The sequence below is a fragment of the Arthrobacter sp. MYb23 genome (assembly GCF_002979775.1).
Lineage (GTDB): Bacteria > Actinomycetota > Actinomycetes > Actinomycetales > Micrococcaceae > Arthrobacter.
This window is the reverse complement of the sequence record NZ_PCPR01000002.1, coordinates 404,102-423,213: the sequence shown is the minus strand read 5'-3', so window position 1 is coordinate 423,213 and position 19,112 is coordinate 404,102. Positions and strand designations below refer to the sequence as shown.

Annotated in this window: 19 protein-coding genes; 12 read left to right on the top strand and 7 right to left on the bottom strand. The window is 63.3% G+C overall.

Going from position 1 to position 19,112, the window contains the following annotated elements; translation table 11 throughout:
* Positions 1-56: 56 nt before the first annotated feature.
* The 3 genes from CQ020_RS04345 to CQ020_RS04335 are packed head-to-tail and all read right to left on the bottom strand — an operon-like array spanning position 57 to position 1,328.
* Positions 57-359, bottom strand: coding sequence for a hypothetical protein (locus tag CQ020_RS04345; protein WP_105690706.1), 303 nt, complete (start codon positions 357-359; stop codon positions 57-59).
* A 37-nt stretch (positions 360-396) separates the two neighbouring features.
* Positions 397-621: a DUF3107 domain-containing protein gene (locus CQ020_RS04340; RefSeq protein WP_024817432.1), complete on the bottom strand. Its 225-nt coding sequence runs from the start codon at positions 619-621 to the stop codon at positions 397-399.
* 50 nt (positions 622-671) lie between these two features.
* Entirely contained in the window at positions 672-1,328 is a 657-nt protein-coding gene (locus tag CQ020_RS04335) for a TetR/AcrR family transcriptional regulator (protein WP_105690705.1), read from the bottom strand.
* A gap of 85 nt (positions 1,329-1,413) precedes the next feature.
* Between CQ020_RS04335 and moeB the strand changes: the two genes are divergently transcribed.
* Both moeB and CQ020_RS04325 read left to right on the top strand, forming a co-directional pair.
* A complete protein-coding gene (moeB, locus tag CQ020_RS04330; protein WP_105690704.1) occupies positions 1,414-2,616 on the top strand; it encodes a molybdopterin-synthase adenylyltransferase MoeB in 1,203 nt (400 codons plus the stop codon).
* Positions 2,617-2,654: 38 nt separating this feature from the next.
* The gene (locus CQ020_RS04325; protein ID WP_105690703.1) at positions 2,655-3,644 is read left to right on the top strand and encodes an SDR family NAD(P)-dependent oxidoreductase; all 990 of its coding nucleotides are present in this window, start codon (positions 2,655-2,657) and stop codon (positions 3,642-3,644) included.
* An 8-nt stretch (positions 3,645-3,652) separates the two neighbouring features.
* Here CQ020_RS04325 and CQ020_RS04320 read toward each other — a convergent pair whose 3' ends face one another.
* Positions 3,653-4,975, bottom strand: coding sequence for a glutamyl-tRNA reductase (locus tag CQ020_RS04320; protein WP_105690702.1), 1,323 nt, complete (start codon positions 4,973-4,975; stop codon positions 3,653-3,655).
* A 158-nt stretch (positions 4,976-5,133) separates the two neighbouring features.
* Here CQ020_RS04320 and hemE point away from each other — a divergent pair, with 158 nt between their 5' ends.
* From hemE to CQ020_RS04270, 10 genes are all read left to right on the top strand, one after another.
* A complete protein-coding gene (gene hemE / locus CQ020_RS04315) occupies positions 5,134-6,249 on the top strand; it encodes a uroporphyrinogen decarboxylase (RefSeq protein ID WP_105690701.1) in 1,116 nt (371 codons plus the stop codon).
* Positions 6,250-6,254: 5 nt separating this feature from the next.
* Positions 6,255-7,736, top strand: a complete 1,482-nt coding sequence (gene hemG, locus CQ020_RS04310) for a protoporphyrinogen oxidase (protein WP_105690700.1) — start codon at positions 6,255-6,257, stop codon at positions 7,734-7,736.
* Positions 7,737-7,808: 72 nt separating this feature from the next.
* Positions 7,809-8,510 carry a hydrogen peroxide-dependent heme synthase gene (gene hemQ / locus CQ020_RS04305; RefSeq protein WP_105690699.1) on the top strand — a complete coding sequence of 234 codons (702 nt, stop codon included), beginning with the start codon at positions 7,809-7,811 and terminating at the stop codon, positions 8,508-8,510.
* The gene (locus CQ020_RS04300; protein ID WP_105690698.1) at positions 8,507-9,730 is read left to right on the top strand and encodes a ferrochelatase; all 1,224 of its coding nucleotides are present in this window, start codon (positions 8,507-8,509) and stop codon (positions 9,728-9,730) included. Before hemQ ends, CQ020_RS04300 begins: the two co-directional genes overlap by 4 nt.
* A complete protein-coding gene (hemC, locus tag CQ020_RS04295) occupies positions 9,727-10,725 on the top strand; it encodes a hydroxymethylbilane synthase (RefSeq protein ID WP_105690697.1) in 999 nt (332 codons plus the stop codon). Before CQ020_RS04300 ends, hemC begins: the two co-directional genes overlap by 4 nt.
* A 10-nt stretch (positions 10,726-10,735) precedes the next feature.
* Positions 10,736-11,605, top strand: a complete 870-nt coding sequence (locus CQ020_RS04290) for a uroporphyrinogen-III synthase (protein WP_258141703.1) — start codon at positions 10,736-10,738, stop codon at positions 11,603-11,605.
* Complete coding sequence (gene hemB / locus CQ020_RS04285) at positions 11,602-12,582, top strand: porphobilinogen synthase (protein ID WP_011775403.1); 981 nt, start codon at positions 11,602-11,604, stop codon at positions 12,580-12,582. The genes CQ020_RS04290 and hemB overlap by 4 nt, the downstream gene beginning before the upstream one ends.
* Positions 12,582-13,700 carry an LLM class flavin-dependent oxidoreductase gene (locus CQ020_RS04280; protein WP_024817422.1) on the top strand — a complete coding sequence of 373 codons (1,119 nt, stop codon included), beginning with the start codon at positions 12,582-12,584 and terminating at the stop codon, positions 13,698-13,700. The genes hemB and CQ020_RS04280 overlap by 1 nt, the downstream gene beginning before the upstream one ends.
* Before the next feature lie 43 nt (positions 13,701-13,743).
* The gene (gene hemL / locus CQ020_RS04275; protein WP_105690695.1) at positions 13,744-15,063 is read left to right on the top strand and encodes a glutamate-1-semialdehyde 2,1-aminomutase; all 1,320 of its coding nucleotides are present in this window, start codon (positions 13,744-13,746) and stop codon (positions 15,061-15,063) included.
* Positions 15,064-15,174: 111 nt separating this feature from the next.
* Positions 15,175-16,461: a glycoside hydrolase family 3 N-terminal domain-containing protein gene (locus CQ020_RS04270; protein WP_105690694.1), complete on the top strand. Its 1,287-nt coding sequence runs from the start codon at positions 15,175-15,177 to the stop codon at positions 16,459-16,461.
* A gap of 94 nt (positions 16,462-16,555) precedes the next feature.
* On the opposite strand, the gene CQ020_RS04265 is transcribed toward CQ020_RS04270, so the two are convergent.
* Genes CQ020_RS04265 through CQ020_RS04255 form a run of 3 tightly spaced genes read right to left on the bottom strand, consistent with a single transcriptional unit; the run spans position 16,556 to position 19,017 of the window.
* The gene (locus tag CQ020_RS04265; protein ID WP_024817418.1) at positions 16,556-17,293 is read right to left on the bottom strand and encodes an amino acid ABC transporter ATP-binding protein; all 738 of its coding nucleotides are present in this window, start codon (positions 17,291-17,293) and stop codon (positions 16,556-16,558) included.
* Positions 17,290-18,054 (bottom strand): amino acid ABC transporter permease, encoded by a 765-nt coding sequence (locus CQ020_RS04260; RefSeq protein ID WP_105690693.1) that lies wholly within the window; start codon positions 18,052-18,054, stop codon positions 17,290-17,292. Before CQ020_RS04260 ends, CQ020_RS04265 begins: the two co-directional genes overlap by 4 nt.
* A gap of 12 nt (positions 18,055-18,066) precedes the next feature.
* A complete protein-coding gene (locus tag CQ020_RS04255; RefSeq protein ID WP_105690692.1) occupies positions 18,067-19,017 on the bottom strand; it encodes an ABC transporter substrate-binding protein in 951 nt (316 codons plus the stop codon).
* Positions 19,018-19,112 lie beyond the last annotated feature (95 nt).

The following is a 19,112-nucleotide window of genomic DNA, read 5'->3' as shown; positions in this document are numbered from 1 at the left end:
GACCGTCACCTGTTGGTGACGGTCACTACTGTTGTGTCGTGTTGCTGCCAGGGGCACTAAAGGCGAAGTGCCTTGGTCAGGGCCGCAGTATCGTGCCGGGTGCGCGTCCTGCCGAGGAAGACCACTGCGCCCGCGGCAGCAGCGGTTCCCAGCACAATCGGCAACACCCACGGAATCCACGTTGCGCCAGGCTGGTAACCCAATCCGGCACTGATGAACGCGATCCAGCTCAGGGTACCCACAGCTGCGGAGACACCGGCCGGCAACGCGATTCCGTATTTGCCGTGCCGCTTGTCGTTGGCCCACACAATGAAACCGGTGGCAATGGTGGCCAGAACCACCACGACGAGAGAAAGCATGAAAACTCCTTAGCGGACGACGAGAAGTGGGAAAGCCCTAGAGGGCGCCGAAGCCTACGCGGCGGGTTTCCTCGGCACCGATCTCCACATAGCCCAGCACGTTGCCGGGAACGATGATTTGGCGGCCCTTTTCATCAGTGAGGCGAAGCTCGGAGCCTTTAGTCACGGCCTCGGCCACAATCTTGGCGACGGCGTCGGCATCCAAGGAGGATTCGAGCACGATCTCACGGCCAACGTTCTGAATGCCGATCTTTACTTCCACAGCAAGGCCTCCAAGCCAATCAAGTTGTAAGTCTGTCCTCTATTTGTAGCCTAGGACTCTTTGGGGAATCGACTGATTCCGCGCCAAGCTAAACGATAGATCAGATCACTGGCCACATCGAGGTCCAGGTTTCCATCCGTTTCAAGCCAATATCTGGCGCTGACCTGCGCCATTCCAGCCAGGCCACGCCCAAGAAGCTGGGCTTCAAGAGGGGGCAGCTTGGTGTCCTCGGCGATGACGTGGGCCACGGCATCCGCGAACGTTTTGTTGAAGGTCTCCAAACGCGAGCTGACATCGGGATCGTTGATCAGGTCCGACTCGAACACCAGGCGGTGGGCTTGGTCGTCATCGGCAATGAACCGGTAATAGGCGCGCATGACGGCTTTGACGCGTTCCTTGTTGTCCGTGGTGGAGTTCAAGGCATTGAGCATCAGCTGCGTCAGGGTTGCCAGGTGGCTGTCCAAGAGAGCCATATAGAGTTCGCGCTTGGACGGGAAGTGCTGATAAAGCACTGGTTTGCTCACATGAGCGGCCTCTGCGATTTCATCCATGGCCGCCCCATGGAAGCCGTTGGAGACGAATACTTCCAAGGCCGCGTTCAGCAACTGTGCGCGGCGCTCGTCCCGCGGCAACCTTGGTGAACGCGTTGTACCTGCCCGTTCCTGCTTGGCCGGTGCCTCATCGCTTGCCCGTGTGCCGTCAGCCACAGTCTGCCGCCTTTCCTTTGCAGTTATGACTACTCTACCGGGGGGGTAATATGACCGGGCGGCATCTGCAGGCATACATTGGGGTATGGCCTCAATTGTTGCTGCCCACACTGCTGCGCCCGCTGTCCTCCCGCCCCTTGTTGAACCGGCTGCCGAACTCACGCCGACCGAGGTGGAGCGGTACTCCCGGCATCTCATCATTCCCGAAATTGGCGCCCTGGGCCAACGCAGGCTTAAGAATGCCAAAGTCCTCGTCATAGGCGCCGGTGGCCTGGGTTCCCCGGCACTGCTGTACCTGGCCGCTGCCGGAGTGGGCACGCTGGGCATCGTTGACGATGACGCGGTGGACCTTAGCAACCTGCAGCGCCAGGTCATCCATGGTGTGAAGGACGTGGGTACGCCCAAGATCGAATCTGCGCGCAACGCCATCGCTGAACTCAACCCGCTGGTCAAAGTTGTCCTGCATGACGTCCGGCTCGACTCTTCCAACGCGCTGGAGTTGTTCGCGCAGTACGACCTCATCCTGGACGGCGCGGACAACTTCGCCACCCGGTATCTGGTGAACGACGCCGCTGCCATCCTCGGCAAGCCCTACGTCTGGGGATCCATCTTCCGCTTTGACGGCCAAGTGAGCGTCTTCTGGGCCGAGCACGGTCCAACGTACAGGGATCTCTACCCTGAAGCGCCTCCTGCCGGCTCCGTGCCGTCCTGCGGCGAGGGCGGGGTGTTTGGCATGCTCTGCGCAGCGGTTGGATCGCTCATGGTCACCGAGGCAGTGAAGCTGATCACCGGCGTCGGACGTTCATTGCTGGGCCGGGTAGCGCTCTTTGATGCTTTGGGCGGAAGCTGGCGCGAGATCAAGGTCTCCAAGGATCCGGAAGGCGAGCCCATCACGGAACTGACCGATTATGAGGCCTTCTGCGGCGTGACGCCACCGGTGGCCACGGACCAGGATCACACTGTTTCCGCCAAGGGCCTCGCCGCAATGCTTGCCGAACGGGAGCTGGGGGAGAGGGACTTCGAACTCGTGGACGTCCGGGAGTCCGGCGAGCACAGCATCGTACGCATCGACGGCTCCGTCCTCATTCCGCAAGGCCGCATTCTCTCCGGCGAGGCGTGGGTGGAGCTGCCTCAGAACAAAGACATTGTGTTCCACTGCAAAGCCGGGACCCGCTCGGCGGCTGTCCTCGAGGCAGCGCAAAAAGCCGGCTACACCCGCGTCAGCCATCTCGACGGCGGTATTCTCGCCTGGGTGCGCGACGTCGAGCCCGAGAAGCCTGTCTATTAGTCGTTGCCTGTTCCCGGCCCCGTCTGGGAAGCTCAACCATGAGCGAAGACTGGACAGACACCCCGCAACGGCCCATCGACTCCGGATTCGGGCACGGTTCAACTGCCGCGGAAGTTATTGACGGCATTGACCTCACTGGCAAACGTGCGATCGTCACCGGGGGATATTCGGGGCTTGGCTTGGAAACGGTGAGGGCCTTGGTTTCGGCCGGCGCGGACGTCACAGTGCCGGCCCGCAGGCTCGAACACGCCCAAGCGGTGCTGGCAGAAGCCGGCCTTGGAAGCGGGGTTCAGGTGGAACAGATGGACTTGGCCGATCAAGACAACGTCAAGCAGTTTGCGTCCGGGTATCTGGAGAGGCATCCCACCGTGGAAATCCTCATCAACAACGCCGCCATTATGGCAAGCCCGGAACAGCGGGTAGGGCCCGGTTGGGAAGCGCAGTTCGCCACCAACCATCTGGGGCATTACACGCTGGTGAATGCGTTGTGGCCGGCGTTGGCAGCCGCCTCTGATGCCAGGGTTGTTTCACTGTCTTCAACCGGACATAAGCTTTCTCCGATCCGTTTCGACGACATCAACTTTGACACCGGGTACGAGAAGTGGCGGGCTTACGGCCAAGCCAAGACGGCCAATTCCCTTTTTGCCGTGGAGTTGGATCGGCAGGGCAGGGGCTTCGGGGTGCGGGCGTTCGCAGTGCATCCAGGCGGCATCATGACTGAACTGCAACGGCATCTGCCCAAGGAAGAGATGGTTGCCGCAGGGTGGATGGATGCTGAAGGGACCGTGCGGGAAGGGTTCAAGACGCCGGAGCAGGGTGCGGCGACCTCAGTGTGGGCTGCCACGTCCCCTGCGCTGGCCGGCAAGGGCGGCGTCTACTGTGAGGACTGCGATGTTGCGCGGCCCACGGACAAGGATTCGCCACTCGCCCGCTATCAGGGAGTGGATGCCCATGCTGTCGACAAGGAGGCAGCGAAGAAACTTTGGAACCTGTCCGCTGAACTGACTGGCGTGAACGCGTTCGGGTAAGCCTGGCGTCAGGCGCTTTCGGAGCGGAGTTGCTGGTGATCCACCGGGCACTCCGCCGCGGGAGCAGCGGCTGAGGGCTGTTCCACCTGGATGCCGTAGAGGGCCTCAAGGGCTGCTACATAATCATCTTGCTGGCCGTTGGCCGCCAGTTCACGGGCCCGGACAGTGGGAATGTGCAGGAGCTGCTTGACCATCCGGCGCAGGGCGAACTCCACCTCTTCGGCAGCGGCTGTACAACCGTGACGGGCACGGACCTTTTCCATTTCCGCGTCAAGGACGTTCATGGTGTGTCGGCGGAGTGCCACGATGGCAGTATCCACGGAGCGGGCTTCACGTTCGGACTCAAAGGAGCTGGCGGCGCCGTTGACTATTGCGCTGGCCTGCGAGAGCGACTCTGCCTGTTCCTGTGGTGCAGCGAGCCGGACGGATTCAAGCGTGAGGAGTTCAACGCCGTCGAGTTCGCCCACGGCGGGGTCAAAATCATGGGTAAGTGCGAGGTCGATCGCGATCAAAGGTTTGCCGGAATGGGCGCGGACGCGGGCAAGATCTGCGGCTTCCACCCGGTTGTCCGAGCCGCTGCAGCCAATCATGACGTCAGCTGCGGCAACGGCAGTGGGAAGAGTGTCGGCGTCGAGTGCTGTTCCGCCGCGGGTGGCTACAAAGCCCTCGGCGCGGCCGGAAGAAGAATAAACGGAAACATCCGTGCAGCCGCGCTCACGCAGCAGCGACATGGTAGCGCCGGCATAGGCTCCGGTTCCGAAGACCACAACTTTCTTGGTGGACCAATCGTCGTTCTCGGCGAGGTCGGTGGCGAGGTCCAAAGCGACGGAAACGATCGAAAGCCCGCGGGAGCCGAGAGCCGTCTGTGCACCCACATCCTTGGCCGTTTTGGAGGCCGCCTGGAAGAGACGCACGAGGCCGGAACTGGCGGTGCCTTCCTGCTGGGCGGTGATCAGTGCCCGGCGGACCTGGCCTGCGATTTCGCGCTCACCCACCACGGCTGAATCCAGGCCGGCACTCACAGCGAAGAGGTGCCGTGTGACATCCGGGCCGGTGTTCGTGGCAAAGGAGCGTGAGACGAGTTGCTCGTTGAGGCCGCTGAATTCGCTGATCTGCGAAACCAAAGCGGAGCGTGCTGCCTCAAGATCAGCCCCGTTGGCTGTTTCTCCGTAGATTTCGTAGCGGTTGCACGTGGCCAGAACCACGGCGCCGGAAACCACGGAGGAGTGTGTCAGGGCTGCCGAGGCAAGCTCAGAGGAACCGTTGCTCAACTGAGCGACAGTTTCGAGGTCGATGTCGGCGTGTGTAGCCACCAATGAGAAAAGAACCACAGCACCCCAATCATAGCTTTTTCGTAGCCCGGTAGAACAATGCGGCGCCGTGGTGATCCCCACGCGGGTGAGTGATCCCCGTCACAACGGCCCGGGCGGGGCGCGACGTGACAGCTTGTCGTTATCTTTTGTCCCGGATTTTCGGCACAATCGAAGGCATGACTTCTAGCGCGGCAGCATCCAACAGTACGGCTTCGAACGCCCCGGCGGGAACCCTCGGCGCCGACCACCCGCTGAAAGACGGCCGTACGTCGGACTCGCCGTTGATCACTGCATACCGTGGTGGCACACCGTCCCGGAGGCCAGTCTGGTTCATGCGCCAGGCCGGCCGTTCCCTGCCCGAGTACCTGAAGGTGCGCGAAGGCGTTGCCATGCTGGACTCTTGCCTCCGGCCTGAACTCGCCGCGGAGATTACCCTCCAGCCTGTCCGCCGCCACGATGTGGATGCTGCCATCTTCTTCTCGGACATCGTTATTCCGTTGAAGCTCGCCGGCGTGGGCGTGGACATCGTCCCGGGCGTAGGGCCCGTTTTGGACAAGCCGGTCCGGACAGCAGCTGATGTTGCCGCCCTGCCCACCCTGACCTGGGAAGCCCTTGAGCCGATCCGCGAAGCCGTCCGCCTGACGGTTGCCGAACTCGGAAAGACGCCGCTGATCGGCTTTGCCGGCGCGCCTTTCACCCTTGCCGCCTACATGGTTGAGGGGAAGCCGTCGCGGGACCACCTCGGGCCGCGGACCATGATGCACGCCGACCCCGAGACCTGGGCCGCGCTGGCCAACTGGGCTGCAGATACTTCCGGGATGTTCCTTCAGGCGCAACTTGAGGCAGGGGCTTCGGCCGCGCAGCTCTTTGATTCCTGGGCAGGGTCCCTGGGCCTGGCTGACTACACCAAGTACGTGGCGCCGGCATCCACCCGAGCGCTGGATCATGTCCGCGGACTCGGGGCGCCGTTGATTCACTTTGGAACCGGCACCTCCGAACTGCTTGTTGCCATGCGGGACGTCGGCGTGGACGTTGTGGGCGTCGATTACCGACTGCCCTTGGACGAGGCAAACCGACGCCTGGGTGGCACTGTGCCGCTCCAGGGCAACATTGACCCTGCTCTTCTGTCCGCTCCGTGGGAGGTCCTTGAGGCCCATGTCCGCGAGGTCATCGCTGCCGGTTCCCACGCCCCTGGCCATGTCCTGAACCTTGGCCATGGAGTTCCGCCCGAAACGGATCCCACAGTCCTAACGCGCGTGGTGCAGCTCATCCACTCCATCTCAGCGGAGTAGGCGTCATGCGCGGGGGGCACTCAACGCCCACGTCAGACCCCAAAGCACCAGCTGCACGGCCCACTGCCCTGGTAGTGGGAGGCGGCATCTCGGGCCTGATCGCCGCGCGGGAACTGGCTGCGGCTGGTTCAGCGGTTACCGTCCTCGAGGCGGGCGCTGCATGGGGAGGCTGCGTGGGAAGCCACGTTGTTGCCGGGCTGCATCTGGACAGTGGGGCCGAGTCGTTTGCCACGCGTTCCACGGCCGTAGCCGATCTCGCGCGTGAGCTGGGACTGGCCGACCGGATCGTAGCTCCTCATCCCGGAGGTGCCTGGGTACAGCTTCCTAACGGTCCGCAGGAGCTCCCCAAAACAGGAGTGCTCGGTATTCCCGCGAATCCCTGGGACCCCGAGGTTCGACGATCCCTTGGGCTCCTTGGAGCTATCAGGGCTTCCTTTGACCGGTGGCTCCCGGCCTCTGCCGGAACGTCCTCAGAGGTCACCAGCGTTTCCGCCCTGGTGCGCACCCGTATGGGCAAAAGGGTTCTGGAACGGCTGGTTTCGCCGGTGGTGGGCGGCGTTCACTCGGCTGACCCCGCCCTGCTGGACGTGGACATGGTGGCCCCAGGCCTGCGCGCCGGAATCCGCACCCATGGCTCACTCGCCGCTGCCGTTGCAGCTCAACGCATGGCCGCAAAGGGTGCTTCATCCCGTCCCACAAAAGCGGGTTCCGCCGTTGCGGGGTTGAAGGGCGGAATGAACACCCTGGTGGACGCACTCGTGGCTGACCTGCGGGCTCGCGGTGTTCAACTGCTGGCCGCTCACCACGCCGACGACGTCGCGAGGACGCGGGAGGGTTGGCGGGTCACCACTGGAGAATCCACGTTCGACGCCGACCGCCTGGTGGTAGCGCTCGACGGCCCGGCCGCCGTCGGGTTGCTGGAGAAGTCCGTGCCAGAGCTGGCCGGCCTGCGCCCGGCCCCCGGGCCGCTGGTGAGCCTGGTGACCCTGGTGGTGGACTTGCCGCAGCTCGATGGCAGGCCCCGCGGGACTGGAATCCTGGTGGCACCTGAAACCCCGGGGATCAAGGCCAAAGCCCTGACGCACGCAACGGCGAAATGGGATTGGTTGGCTGACCAAGCTGGTCCGGGCACGCACGTCTTGCGCCTGTCTTATGGTCGGCGTGAAGAGGCGGGCGGCGGAGCGGACATCGTCATGGATGATGAGTCGCTCCTGGCCGCCGCCCTGGAAGATGCATCCGCGCTGCTGACCGTGCCAGTGACCAGGGCGGACATCGTGGACTGGGATGTTGTGCGCTGGGCCGGAGCCTTGCCGTTCGCCGCCGTCGGTCATAAACAGCGCGTAGCAGAGGTGCGTCAGGTGTGCGCCGCTGCCGACCGTCTTTCCGTAGTGGGCGGTTGGTTGGCCGGAAATGGCCTGGCTGCCGTAGTGGCCGATACGCGTGCACAACTGGCCGGGGTACGTGCGGACGGAACCTCGGATTTGTGATTTGCATCACTTCTACGCCTTGTAGAAGTGATCCGTTTCGACTTCGCGGCTGGCACGGGGCAAACTTGAACCATGAGCCACACTTCTGCCGAATCTGTCACTAAAACTGCTGAAACCGAAGAGCAGTTCTTCACGCTCTGGACTGTCTTCAAGCGCTCGGCCGACGTCCTGCGCAGCGGCGATGCTGCCCAGGAATTCGAAGCCCTCACGGAGAAGCTCGCGGAGGGCGGCGTGACTCTCCGGGGCAGCTACGACGTCTCCGCCATGCGCTCGGACGCGGACATCATGGTGTGGCTCCACGGCGCCAAGCCCGAGGACCTGCAGGCAGCTGTCCGGTCCATCCGCCGCAGCAAGCTCTTCGCAGGAACCGACATCGTTTGGTCCGCAATGGGCGTGCACCGCGAGGCTGAATTCTCCAAGAGTCACGTGCCGGCCTATGCGCGGGGCGTCGAACCCAGCACCTGGCTGTGCGTATACCCCTTCGTCCGCTCTTACGAGTGGTACATCCTCCCGGCCGAGGAACGCGGCGCCATGCTCCGCGAACACGGCTTGCTGGGCCGGGAATTCCCGCAGGTCATCTCCAACACCGTCTCCTCCTTCGCGCTGGGGGACTGGGAATGGATCCTCGGACTCGAGGCGCCGGAACTGGTGGACCTTGTTGACCTGATGCGCCACCTGCGGGACAGTGAGGCCCGCAACCACGTCCGTGAAGAAATCCCGTTCTACACCGGCCGCCGCGTGTCCGCCGCCGAGATTGCCGAGGTCCTTGCATGAGCACTCCAGCCGTTTCCACGGCCGTCAATGAAGTCACCGAGCGCGGCCGCCAGGAACCCAAGCACTACGACGCCGTGCTGCTCGCGTCCTTCGGTGGCCCCGAAGGACAGGACGACGTCATCCCGTTCCTCCGCAACGTCACCCGGGGCCGGGGCATCCCGGACGAGCGCCTGGAAGAGGTCTCGCACCACTACCGCGCTTTCGGTGGCATCAGCCCCATTAACCAGCAGAACCGTGAGCTGAAGGCCGCCATTGAGGCTGAGCTGGCCAAACGGGACATCGAGCTTCCCGTACTCTGGGGCAACCGCAACTGGGACCCCTACATTGCGCCCGTCCTGCAGGACGCTTACGACGCCGGACACCGCCGGATCCTGATGCTCACCACCAGCATCTACTCCTGTTACTCCAGCTGCCGCCAGTACCGGGAAGACATCGGCATTGCCCTCACGGAGACGGGCTTGGACGGCAAGCTTGAGGTGGACAAGATCCGCCAGTACTTCGACCACCCCGGTGTGGTTCAGCCCTTCCTGGAAGGTACTGCCGCCGGTCTCGAAGAAATCCGAGGCAAGCTGGCCGCTGCCGGCGTTGCTGATCCGGATTCTAAGATCCGGGTGCTGTTCGCCACGCACTCTATTCCTACCCGGGATGCAGAGGCCGCCGGCAGGTCCGAGGACGAGCCGCGCGAATTTGCTGAAGGATCCGCCTACGCCGCGCAGCACCTTGCCAATGCGCAGGCCATCATGGACACCGTTGCACCCAATGTTGCCTGGGACCTGGTTTACCAGTCCCGCTCCGGTGCGCCGCACATTCCCTGGCTTGAACCGGACATTAATGACCACCTTGAAGAGATCGCCCCCGAAGGCGTCCGCGGTGTGGTGATCGTTCCGCTAGGGTTCGTCAGCGACCATATGGAAGTTGCCTGGGACCTGGACACCGAGGCACTGGAAACCTGCAAGAACCTCAACATCGAGGCCACCCGAGTTCCCACCCCGGGGACGCACGCGGCTTTCGTTTCCGGCCTGGTGGACCTCATCTGTGAACGTACGGTGGAAAACAACATCGCAGAACGTCCCCACGTGACGGACCTGGGCCCTTGGTATGACGTTTGCCGCCCCAACTGCTGCGAGAACTTCCGCGGGGCGAAGCCCGTCATTTCCGAAGTTGGCGTCGGCATCGGTGTCGGCCACGATGCCTATCCCGCTCCGGAGGCTGCCAAGTGACGGTACGCATCGGTACCAGGGCCAGCAAACTTGCCCTGACGCAGACGCAGCAGACCGCGGACCAGTTGGCTGCGGTTGGCGGTTTCCCTGTGGAGCTCGTGCATATCAAGACCGAGGGCGACGTCAAGACCGGGTCGCTGTCCCAGATGGGCGGTACAGGTGTGTTCGTCGCGGCCCTTCGGGATGCCCTTCTCGCTGAGAGCTGTGATGTTGCCGTGCACTCCCTGAAGGACCTGCCAACAGGAGCAGCACTTGGCCTGAGCATCGCCGCAACACCCAAGCGGGTGGATGTCCGTGACGTTCTCTGTGCACGCGACGGTATGACCCTCGCTGAGCTGCCGGGTGGTGCCAAGGTCGGGACAGGCTCGCCCCGGCGCGCCGCTCAACTTCGGGCTGCACGTCCGGACATTGAGGTACTTGATATCCGCGGCAACGTGGACACTCGCCTCGGCCGCGTCCCGGGTCTGCCGGGAAACGTGACCGATGATGTCGTCCCGGGGAAATCCTGCGATCTTGACGCCGTGGTGTTGGCCGCCGCCGGGTTGGAGCGCATGGACCGGCTGGACACCGTCAGCGAGTTCTTCGAATCCGCCGTCATGCTGCCCGCCCCCGGTCAGGGGGCGTTGGCCATCGAATGCCGGACTGATGACGCTCCGCGGCTTTCGGGTTCCACCGAGGGCTCCAACGGGGTGCTGGCTCAGGCTCTTGCCGCTCTGAACGACGACGATACGCGCCTCGCTGTCACAGCCGAGCGCGCCGTCCTGGCTCGGCTTGAAGCCGGTTGCGCAGCTCCTGTGGGTGCTTACGCCTTCCGGAAGGGCAGCATGCTGCACCTCGAAGCAGTGGTCTGTGCTGTGGATGGCACCAAGACCGTCCGCGAGAAGAAGGCCACAGACGGACTCACGGAGGTCGGGGCCACGTTGCTCGGCATCGAAGTGGCAGAACTTCTGCTCGCTGCCGGCGCCGCGGAGATCGCGGACCTTGCCGCGTCCTGAGCCCCATGAAGTGAACGGGTTGACCGGTCGGCGCGTCCTGATCACCAGGAACGCCGACCGTGCGCGCCCCCTGGCGTCGCTCCTGAGTGAGCTGGGGGCGGAGCCGTTGCTGCTTCCGCTCATCGATTTTGAGAGGGCAGGGGACCAAGCTCCCCTTGACGCGGCCTTGGACCAGCTGATGGCCGGCGGCTTCGACTGGCTGGTGATCAGCAGCATCACCACCGTCCGGGTTCTGTTGGAGAAGGCTGCCCAGCGCGGAATGGCCCTCGCGGATCTTGTCCCGTCGGGAACAAAGGTGGCTACCATTGGCCCTTCGTCCCGGAAAGTTATTGAGTCCGTCGGCCTCACCGTTGCTTTGGCACCTGCCGATGTCCAGTCAGCTGAGGGGCTCCTTGCTGTGTGGGAGTCGTCCCAAGAATGGGAGGCGTCCCAAGAACGGGTCTTCCTGCCTCAAGCCGATATTGCGGCGGCCGGCCTGCGCGATGGCCTGGCGGCCAGCGGTGCGGAGGTGACGTCCGTTGTCGCCTACCGCACGGTCGATTACCCTGCCCCTGCGGAACTCCGCCTGACAGCGGAACTTCCGTCCGGCGTCGTTTCCCCCACCGACGCACCGGTGACGCTTAGTCCCGAGGATGCGCGGGCAGCACTGGATGCCGGGACTGTAGACGCCGTGGTGGCTGCTTCTCCCAGCGCTGCGCGCCGGATTGCTGCAACGTTGTTGCCCTTGGGCACTTGCCGGTTGATCGCCATTGGACGGCCGACGGCGGCAGAGGCCTCCCGGATTGGCCTCACCGTGGCAGGCACCGCCAAAGTACCCACCCCGGACGGCATTGTGGCCGCCCTGGAATCTGTTTTCGCCAACGAAGGGAATTCGCAATGAGCTTTCCGAACCATCGTCCCCGCCGCTTGCGCACAACTCCGGCCATGCGCAGGCTCACCGCCGAAAACCGCTTGGCGCCCGCGGACCTGATCCTCCCGGCGTTCATCCGGGAAGGCCTCACCGAGCCGAGCCCCATCAGCTCCATGCCGGGGGTTGTCCAACACACCACCGAGTCCTTGAAACGTGCTGCAGCCGAAGCCGTGGAGCTGGGCGTGGGCGGCATCATGCTGTTCGGCGTGCCTGCAGTCCGCGACGCCCAAGGCACCGCTTCGCTGGACCCGGACGGCGTCCTGAACAAGGCCATCCGCGACGTCAAGGCCGAGGTTGGCGATGACCTGGTGATCATGGGCGACGTTTGCCTCGATGAATTCACAGACCACGGCCACTGCGGAGTCCTCGATTCCGAGGGCTACGTGGACAACGACGCCACGCTGGAGATTTATGGCCGGATGGCAGTTGCCCAGGCCGACGCCGGAGCCCATGTGCTGGGGCCCTCGGGCATGATGGACGGCCAGATCGCGGTCATCCGTCAAGCACTGGAGGAATCCGGACACAAGAACACAGCGGTTCTTGCCTACGCCGCGAAGTACGCCTCAGCGTTCTACGGCCCCTTCCGCGAGGCTGTCGATTCCCAGCTCAAGGGTGACCGCCGCACCTACCAAATGGATGCGGCAAACCGACGGGAAGCCATCCTGGAAGTCGAACTGGACCTCGAAGAAGGCGCCGACATGGTGATGGTCAAGCCTGCCATGAGCTACCTCGACATCCTGGCCGACGTCGCCGCCATGAGTCCCGTCCCGGTCTCGGCCTACCAAATTTCAGGCGAGTACGCCATGATCGAAGCGGCAGCCGCCAACGGCTGGATCGACAGGCGCGGTGCCATCACTGAATCCGTCCTCGGCATCAAGCGCGCCGGAGCCGATACCGTCCTGACCTACTGGGCCTCCGAATTGGCTGGCTGGCTGAAGGAGTCCTGATGTCTTCTCTCCCTTCTGAATCCGAACCCACGGTCCCGTCCGATCCTGCCGCGCCGTCCGATCCTGCCGCGCCCGTGGCGGCCAACGAGATCCTGCTCGGCCTGAACACCTTCGGCGACGCCGGGGTGGATGCCGACGGAACCCCCAAGGAGCATGCGCGTGTCCTGCGCGAGTTGCTGCAGGAAGCGAAACTGGCTGACGCCGTCGGTATCCATGCCTTTGGTGTGGGGGAGCACCACCGCCGCGATTTCGCTGTGTCCGCGCCAGAGGTTTTCCTTGCAGCGGCCGCCGCCGTGACTTCAAGGATTCGCTTGGGGTCGGCCGTTACCGTGCTCAGCTCCGACGATCCCATCCGCGTATTTCAGCGCTTTGCCACGGTGGATGCCTTGTCCAATGGCAGGGCAGAGGTCATGCTCGGCAGGGGTTCGTTCGTGGAGTCGTTCCCGCTGTTTGGCCTGGACTTGGCGGACTACGAAGTCCTCTTCGAGGAGAAGCTCGAGCTTTTTGATAAGGTCCGGGCGCAGAAGCCGGTTCATTGGGAGGGCCGCACGCGGCCCAACGTCAATGGACTGCAGGTATATCCCAAACTGCAGCACCACCTGCTGCCCGCCTGGATTGGTGTTGGCGGCACCCCGGAGTCAGTGTTGCGTTGCGCCGAGTACGGCTACCCCATTATTTTCGCCATTATTGGGGGAGAGCCCCGCCGCTTCGCGCCGCTGGTCAATCTGTACCGTGAGGCGATGGCCAAGTACGGCCATCCGATGCGGCAGATCGCAACGCACTCACCCGGATTCATCGCTGACACGGACGAGGCTGCCCGCGAGGAGCTGTTCCCGCATTGGCTGGAGCAGCGCAACAGGATCGGCGCCGAGCGTGGGTGGGGTCCAGGGAACCGTGGCGAATTCGATGCCATGTGCGGCCCGGAAGGTGCCCTTTACGTTGGTTCCCCGGAAACCGTGGCGCAGAAAATCGCCCTGCTCAAGAGGAACCTCGGTGTGGACCGATTCGACCTCAAATACAGCAATGGAACACTGCCGCATCAGTCCATGATGCGCTGCATTGAGCTCTACGGCACCGAGGTGGCCCCGCGGGTTACCGAGCTGCTGGCTGCAACGTAGACCGCAGCCTAACTGCTCTTGAATCACTGAAAGAATAGGAACCATGACCTCAAATACCCCCGTGTCCGATCAACTGTTCGACCGTGCCCGGTCTCTGATGCCCGGCGGCGTTAACTCGCCGGTGCGGGCCTTCGGTTCAGTGGGCGGTACCCCGAAGTTCATGGTTTCGGCCAAGGGCGCCTACCTGACAGACGCGGACGGTAAGGAATACGTAGACCTCGTCTGCTCGTGGGGGCCCGCGTTGTTGGGACACGCCCACCCCGCCGTGCTGGATGCCGTTCACGCAGCTGTGGATCGTGGCCTTTCCTTCGGAGCTTCCACGCCGGATGAAGCCAACCTGGCCGCCATCGTCAAAGACCGTGTGTCCGCTGTGGAACGCCTGCGGATGGTGTCCACCGGAACCGAAGCCACCATGACGGCCGTTCGCCTGGCCCGTGGTTTTACCGGCCGCAACTTGATCATCAAATTTGCCGGGTGCTACCACGGCCACCTGGACGGATTGCTGGCAGCGGCCGGATCCGGCGTGGCAACCTTGGCTTTGCCCGGCTCAGCCGGCGTTACCGAGGCCACCGCCGCTGAAACCTTGGTCCTGCCCTACAACGATCTTGCCGCCGTCGAGGCCGCGTTCGCAGCGCACGGCAAGAACATCGCTGCCGTCATCGCCGAAGCGGCACCGGCCAACATGGGCGTCGTGACGCCGGGTGAGGGCTTCAACGCAGGCCTGTCCCGCATCACCAGGGAGCATGGTGCGCTCCTCATCCTGGACGAAGTCCTCACCGGCTTCCGCACCGGTTACGCCGGCTACTGGGGCCTGACCGGCCGCCAGGAAGGCTGGGCTCCGGACCTGCTCACGTTCGGCAAGGTCATCGGCGGCGGAATGCCGACGGCGGCACTGGGCGGCCGCGCCGACGTCATGGACTACCTTGCTCCCGTCGGGCCCGTGTACCAGGCCGGTACGCTGTCCGGAAACCCTGTGGCCATGGCCGCAGGCGTTGCAACGCTGACCAACGCAACCCCTGAGGTTTACGCCTACGTTGATGCCCGTTCGCTGGAGCTCTCCGCCGCACTCTCCGCAGCCCTTGATAACGCAGGGGTTGATCACTCCATCCAGCGGGCCGGCAATCTGTTCTCCGTCGCGTTTGGCACCTCTGCCCACGGAGTGCACAACTACGACGACGCCCAGCGGCAGGAAAGCTTCCGCTACGCACCGTTCTTCCACTCCATGCTGGACTCCGGCGTTTACCTTCCGCCCTCCGTCTTCGAAGCCTGGTTCCTCTCCGCCGCCCACGACGATGCAGCCATGAACCGGATTATTGAGGCCCTTCCGGCAGCAGCGAGGGCCGCAGCGGGCGCTGCAGCCTAGTCTTTGCTGATGCCCCGGCCAACTGCTCGAAGCACTTGGCCGGGGCATCGTTGCTTGTCCCGGGGTAGGCTCGTAGGTGGAAACCCACCCCCAACGAATTCACGGTTTACCATGCGCAATTCCCCGTCCATTGCATCGATAAGTGTCAGCGTTGCCACTGCAGGAGTGCTTCTGGCCACGGCTGCCGCATGTTCCAGTGGCCCATCCAACTCCGGCCAGGCTTCGGCGGAGGGGACACCGTCGGTGGCCCCTTCTTCGGCGTCAGGCACACCGGCACCTACATCCCCGCCGGCGACAACCACGCCGGCCGGTGCTCCTTCGCCGCCTCCTTCCGCCGCGCCTGCACCGGCGCCGGGTACGCCGTCAGCTGTAGAGAAGCAACTGGCCGCGCTCAGCCTTGAGCAGCGCGTGGGACAACTGTTCATGGTGGCTGCCAAGGCCACCGGTGCCGAACCCGGAACCATGGAGGCACTGACCAAGTATCACGCCGGAAACGTTTATCTCAGCGGACGCAGCAAGGCCGGAACTGCTCCGACGGCGGCAGTAGTGTCTTCGTTGACGGGCACAGTCTCTGCTGCCACAACCGGCGGGCTGCCCCTTTTTGTTGCTACTGACCAAGAAGGCGGGTACGTCCAGGTGCTCTCCGGCCCGGGTTTCTCCACGATTCCCACTGCCCTGGTCCAGGCGTCTTCCGGGGCGGCAAAGCTCCGTACGGATGCTGCAACGTGGGGGAAGGAACTTCGTAGCGTAGGCGTCAACGTGAACCTCGCGCCGGTCCTGGATACGGTGACCAGTCCGGAGTTTGCCCCTTCAAATGCCCCCATTGGCCATTTTCAGCGGGAGTACGGCTATGACCCCGGCAACGTCTCGCTGCTGGGAAACGCTTTTGCCGACGGCATGAAAGACGCCGGGGTCGCTCCGGTGGTCAAACACTTCCCGGGCTTGGGCAGGGTGGTTCCCAACACGGACGTCAGCAGCAATGTCCGCGACACGGCCACCTCACGGAACGATCCCGCGCTTGAGCCGTTCCACACTGCCATCAAGGCGGGCACCCGGTGGGTGATGGTCTCGAACGCCTACTACGACAAGATCGACCCCGCAAACATCGCCCCGTTCTCAGCGACGATCATGGACACCATGCTGCGTGCTGATGCCGGCTTCACAGGGATCGTTCTGTCTGATGACCTCTGCAGTGCCGCGCAGTTGGAAGCCTGGTCAGATGCTGATCGTGCCCTGAACTTCTTCGGCGCAGGCGGAACCATGCTGGTCTGCGCCGATCCCACGAGCATTCCGGCCATGCACCAAGCGGTGGTGCAGAAGGCTACGGCAGATCCTGCCTTCCGGGCCAAGGTGGATGCCGCAGCGCTCACAGTGTTGCGGGTTAAAGCAGGTCAATAACGGCTCCACATCAAAAGGACAGCAAAGAACCCCGCCTTCGATGGGAAGGCGGGGTTCTTTTGTCAACGGTGCATATCCAGCTGTGAAGAGGTCCTTAGAGAACGTCCGAAAGGAAACCCTGAAGGCGTTCCGTTTGCGGGTTGGTGAACAGCTGCTCCGGAGGACCGGATTCAACCACCACACCGGCGTCCATAAAGGTCACGACGTCGGAGACATTGCGGGAGAAGCCCATTTCGTGGGTCACCACCACCATGGTCATGCCTCCCTGGGCCAAGTCCGTCATGAGGGCAAGAACACCCTTGACCAGTTCCGGGTCCAGAGCGGAGGTGGCTTCGTCAAAGAACATGACCTCAGGCTTCATGGCCAGCGCGCGGGCAATCGCAACACGCTGCTGCTGTCCACCTGAGAGGTTGGCCGGACGCGAGTCAGCCTTGTGCTTCAATCCGACCAAGTCCAGCTGGGCCAGGGCTTCGTCGCGCGCCTGCTCTTTGGACATGCCGCGGAGCTTGCGCAAGGCCAGCGAGATGTTCTCGGCCACGGTCTTATGGGGAAACAGGTTGAACTGCTGGAAGACCATGCCAATACGGCGGCGCAGTTCGTCCGGATTGTCCTTGAGCACCGAACGTCCATCCAGGAGGATGTCGCCTTGGTCCGGCTCGATGAGCCGGTTCATGACGCGCAGGAGCGTGGACTTGCCCGAGCCAGAAGGGCCGATCACGGAGGCCGTGGTGCCCTTCTCAACGTGCAGGTCGATGCCGCGCAATACGTGGTTGCTGCCGAAGGACAAATGGATGTTCTTGGCCGTCAGTGTGCCTGATGCAAATTCGCTCATGCCTGGGCTCCCTTTCCTACGACGGCTGCTGCCTCGTCCGGTTCCTTCTTCTCCGGCCGGCCGGAGCGCATGCGGGCATCAATCCAGTTCACAAAGTGCGTGAGCGGGATGGTCAGCGCCAGATAGAAGATGGCAGCGGCCACGTACGGGGACAGGTTGCCGCTGTTGGCTGCAGCGTCCTTGCCAATCTGGAAGATTTCACGTTCTGTGGCCAGCAGGCCAAGCATGAACACCAGCGAGGATTCCTTGATCAGCGCGATGAACTGGTTCACCAGGGCGGGAAGAACCCGCCGGATGCCCTGGGGCACCACCACGAGGCGCATGGACGAGCCGTAGCTGAACCCGAGCGCACGGGTCGCTTCGAGTTGTCCCTTATCTACGCTCTGGATGCCTGAACGGAAAATCTCGCCAATGTACGCGCCTGACATCAAGGACAGGGCCGCGATGGCCATGGGGTACGGGCTCGTGGAGCCCGTCAGCTCGCGAATGATGGGGCCGAAACCGAAGCCGATCACCAAGATGGTCAGCACCGGTGGAAGCCCGCGGAGAATGTCCGTGTAAATGCGGGCTACCCACCGGGCCGCTGCGTTCCGGGAAATCCCCATCAGGGCGAGCAGCATCCCAAGTGCAGTCCCAATGATGCCCGAGACGACAGCCAGAACGATGGTATTGGGCAGGCCGACGGCGAACATCTTGGGGAGAACTTCGCCTATCGCCTCCCAGTCAAAGAAGGACTCGGCTAGTTGATTGAGGATATCCATGGAACGCCTTGGTTACTTGGCGGGGAGCTGGACGGCCTTGCTGCCCGGCTTCCAGCCTTGGGGGGTCTGCTCGGCGGCAGTCGGACGGTCCTTGTACCACTCGGCCGTGAGCTTGGCCCAGGTGCCGTCAGCAATGACAGCGTCCAAGCCGGAGTTCAGGGCGTCGATCAGCGGCTGGTTGTCTTTGTTCACGGCATACGCGGTGAAGTTCTGGGTGTTGACAACCTTCTCGGCGATCTTGGTGTTGTCGCCTTCCTTGACCTGGCCTTCGGCCTGCTGGGAAGGAGCAACCCAAGCATCGATCTGGCCGTTCTTCACGTTGCCGTAGACCGTGTTGTAGTCAGGGAAACGGACGGGCTCGATCTTGAGCGTGTTCGTCATGTAGTCATCCTGGACGGTGCCCTGGACGACGCCGATGCGGAGGCCCTCCTTGACGTCGGCGAACCCGGTGACCTTGGAGTCGTTCTTGGTCACGATTGCCATGTAGCCGAAGTCGTAGCCGTTGGTGAAACCGACCGTCTTGCGGCGGGCGTCGGTAGTGGAGATGGAGGAGGATCCGGCGTCGAACTGCTTGTTGCCCACCTGGGAGAGAAGGGCCGAGAAGTCGGTGGATGCAAACTCGACCTTGAGGCCCAGCTTGTCGCCGATGGCGCGCAGGAGCTCATTGTCGTAGCCAGTGAACTTACCGGAAGGATCGATGAAGATGTTCGGCGGAGCGTCTGAAAGGGTGCCCACCCGCAGGGTGCCCTCAGTGATCAGGCCCAGCTTGGTCTTGTCGATCTTGTCCAGCGGCGTCACTTCGGCGGTGGTGAACGTATCGAGCGATTTCTGGTCGCTGCCGGCCAGTGCATCGGTGGGCGAGCCGCTGGGCTCGGAGGTTCCTCCGCCGCAGGCTGCCAGGGAAATCACCAAGGCTGCGGCCACTGGGGCAACAGACAGCCATTTAGGGGCTTTGAATTTCATAAAGAAATCACTTTCATCGGGTCACGGAGACGCTTCACGGTGGGCGGGGAATGTGGCAACCGAAAAGGAGGTTGGCTGCCCTAGCAGACTTCAAC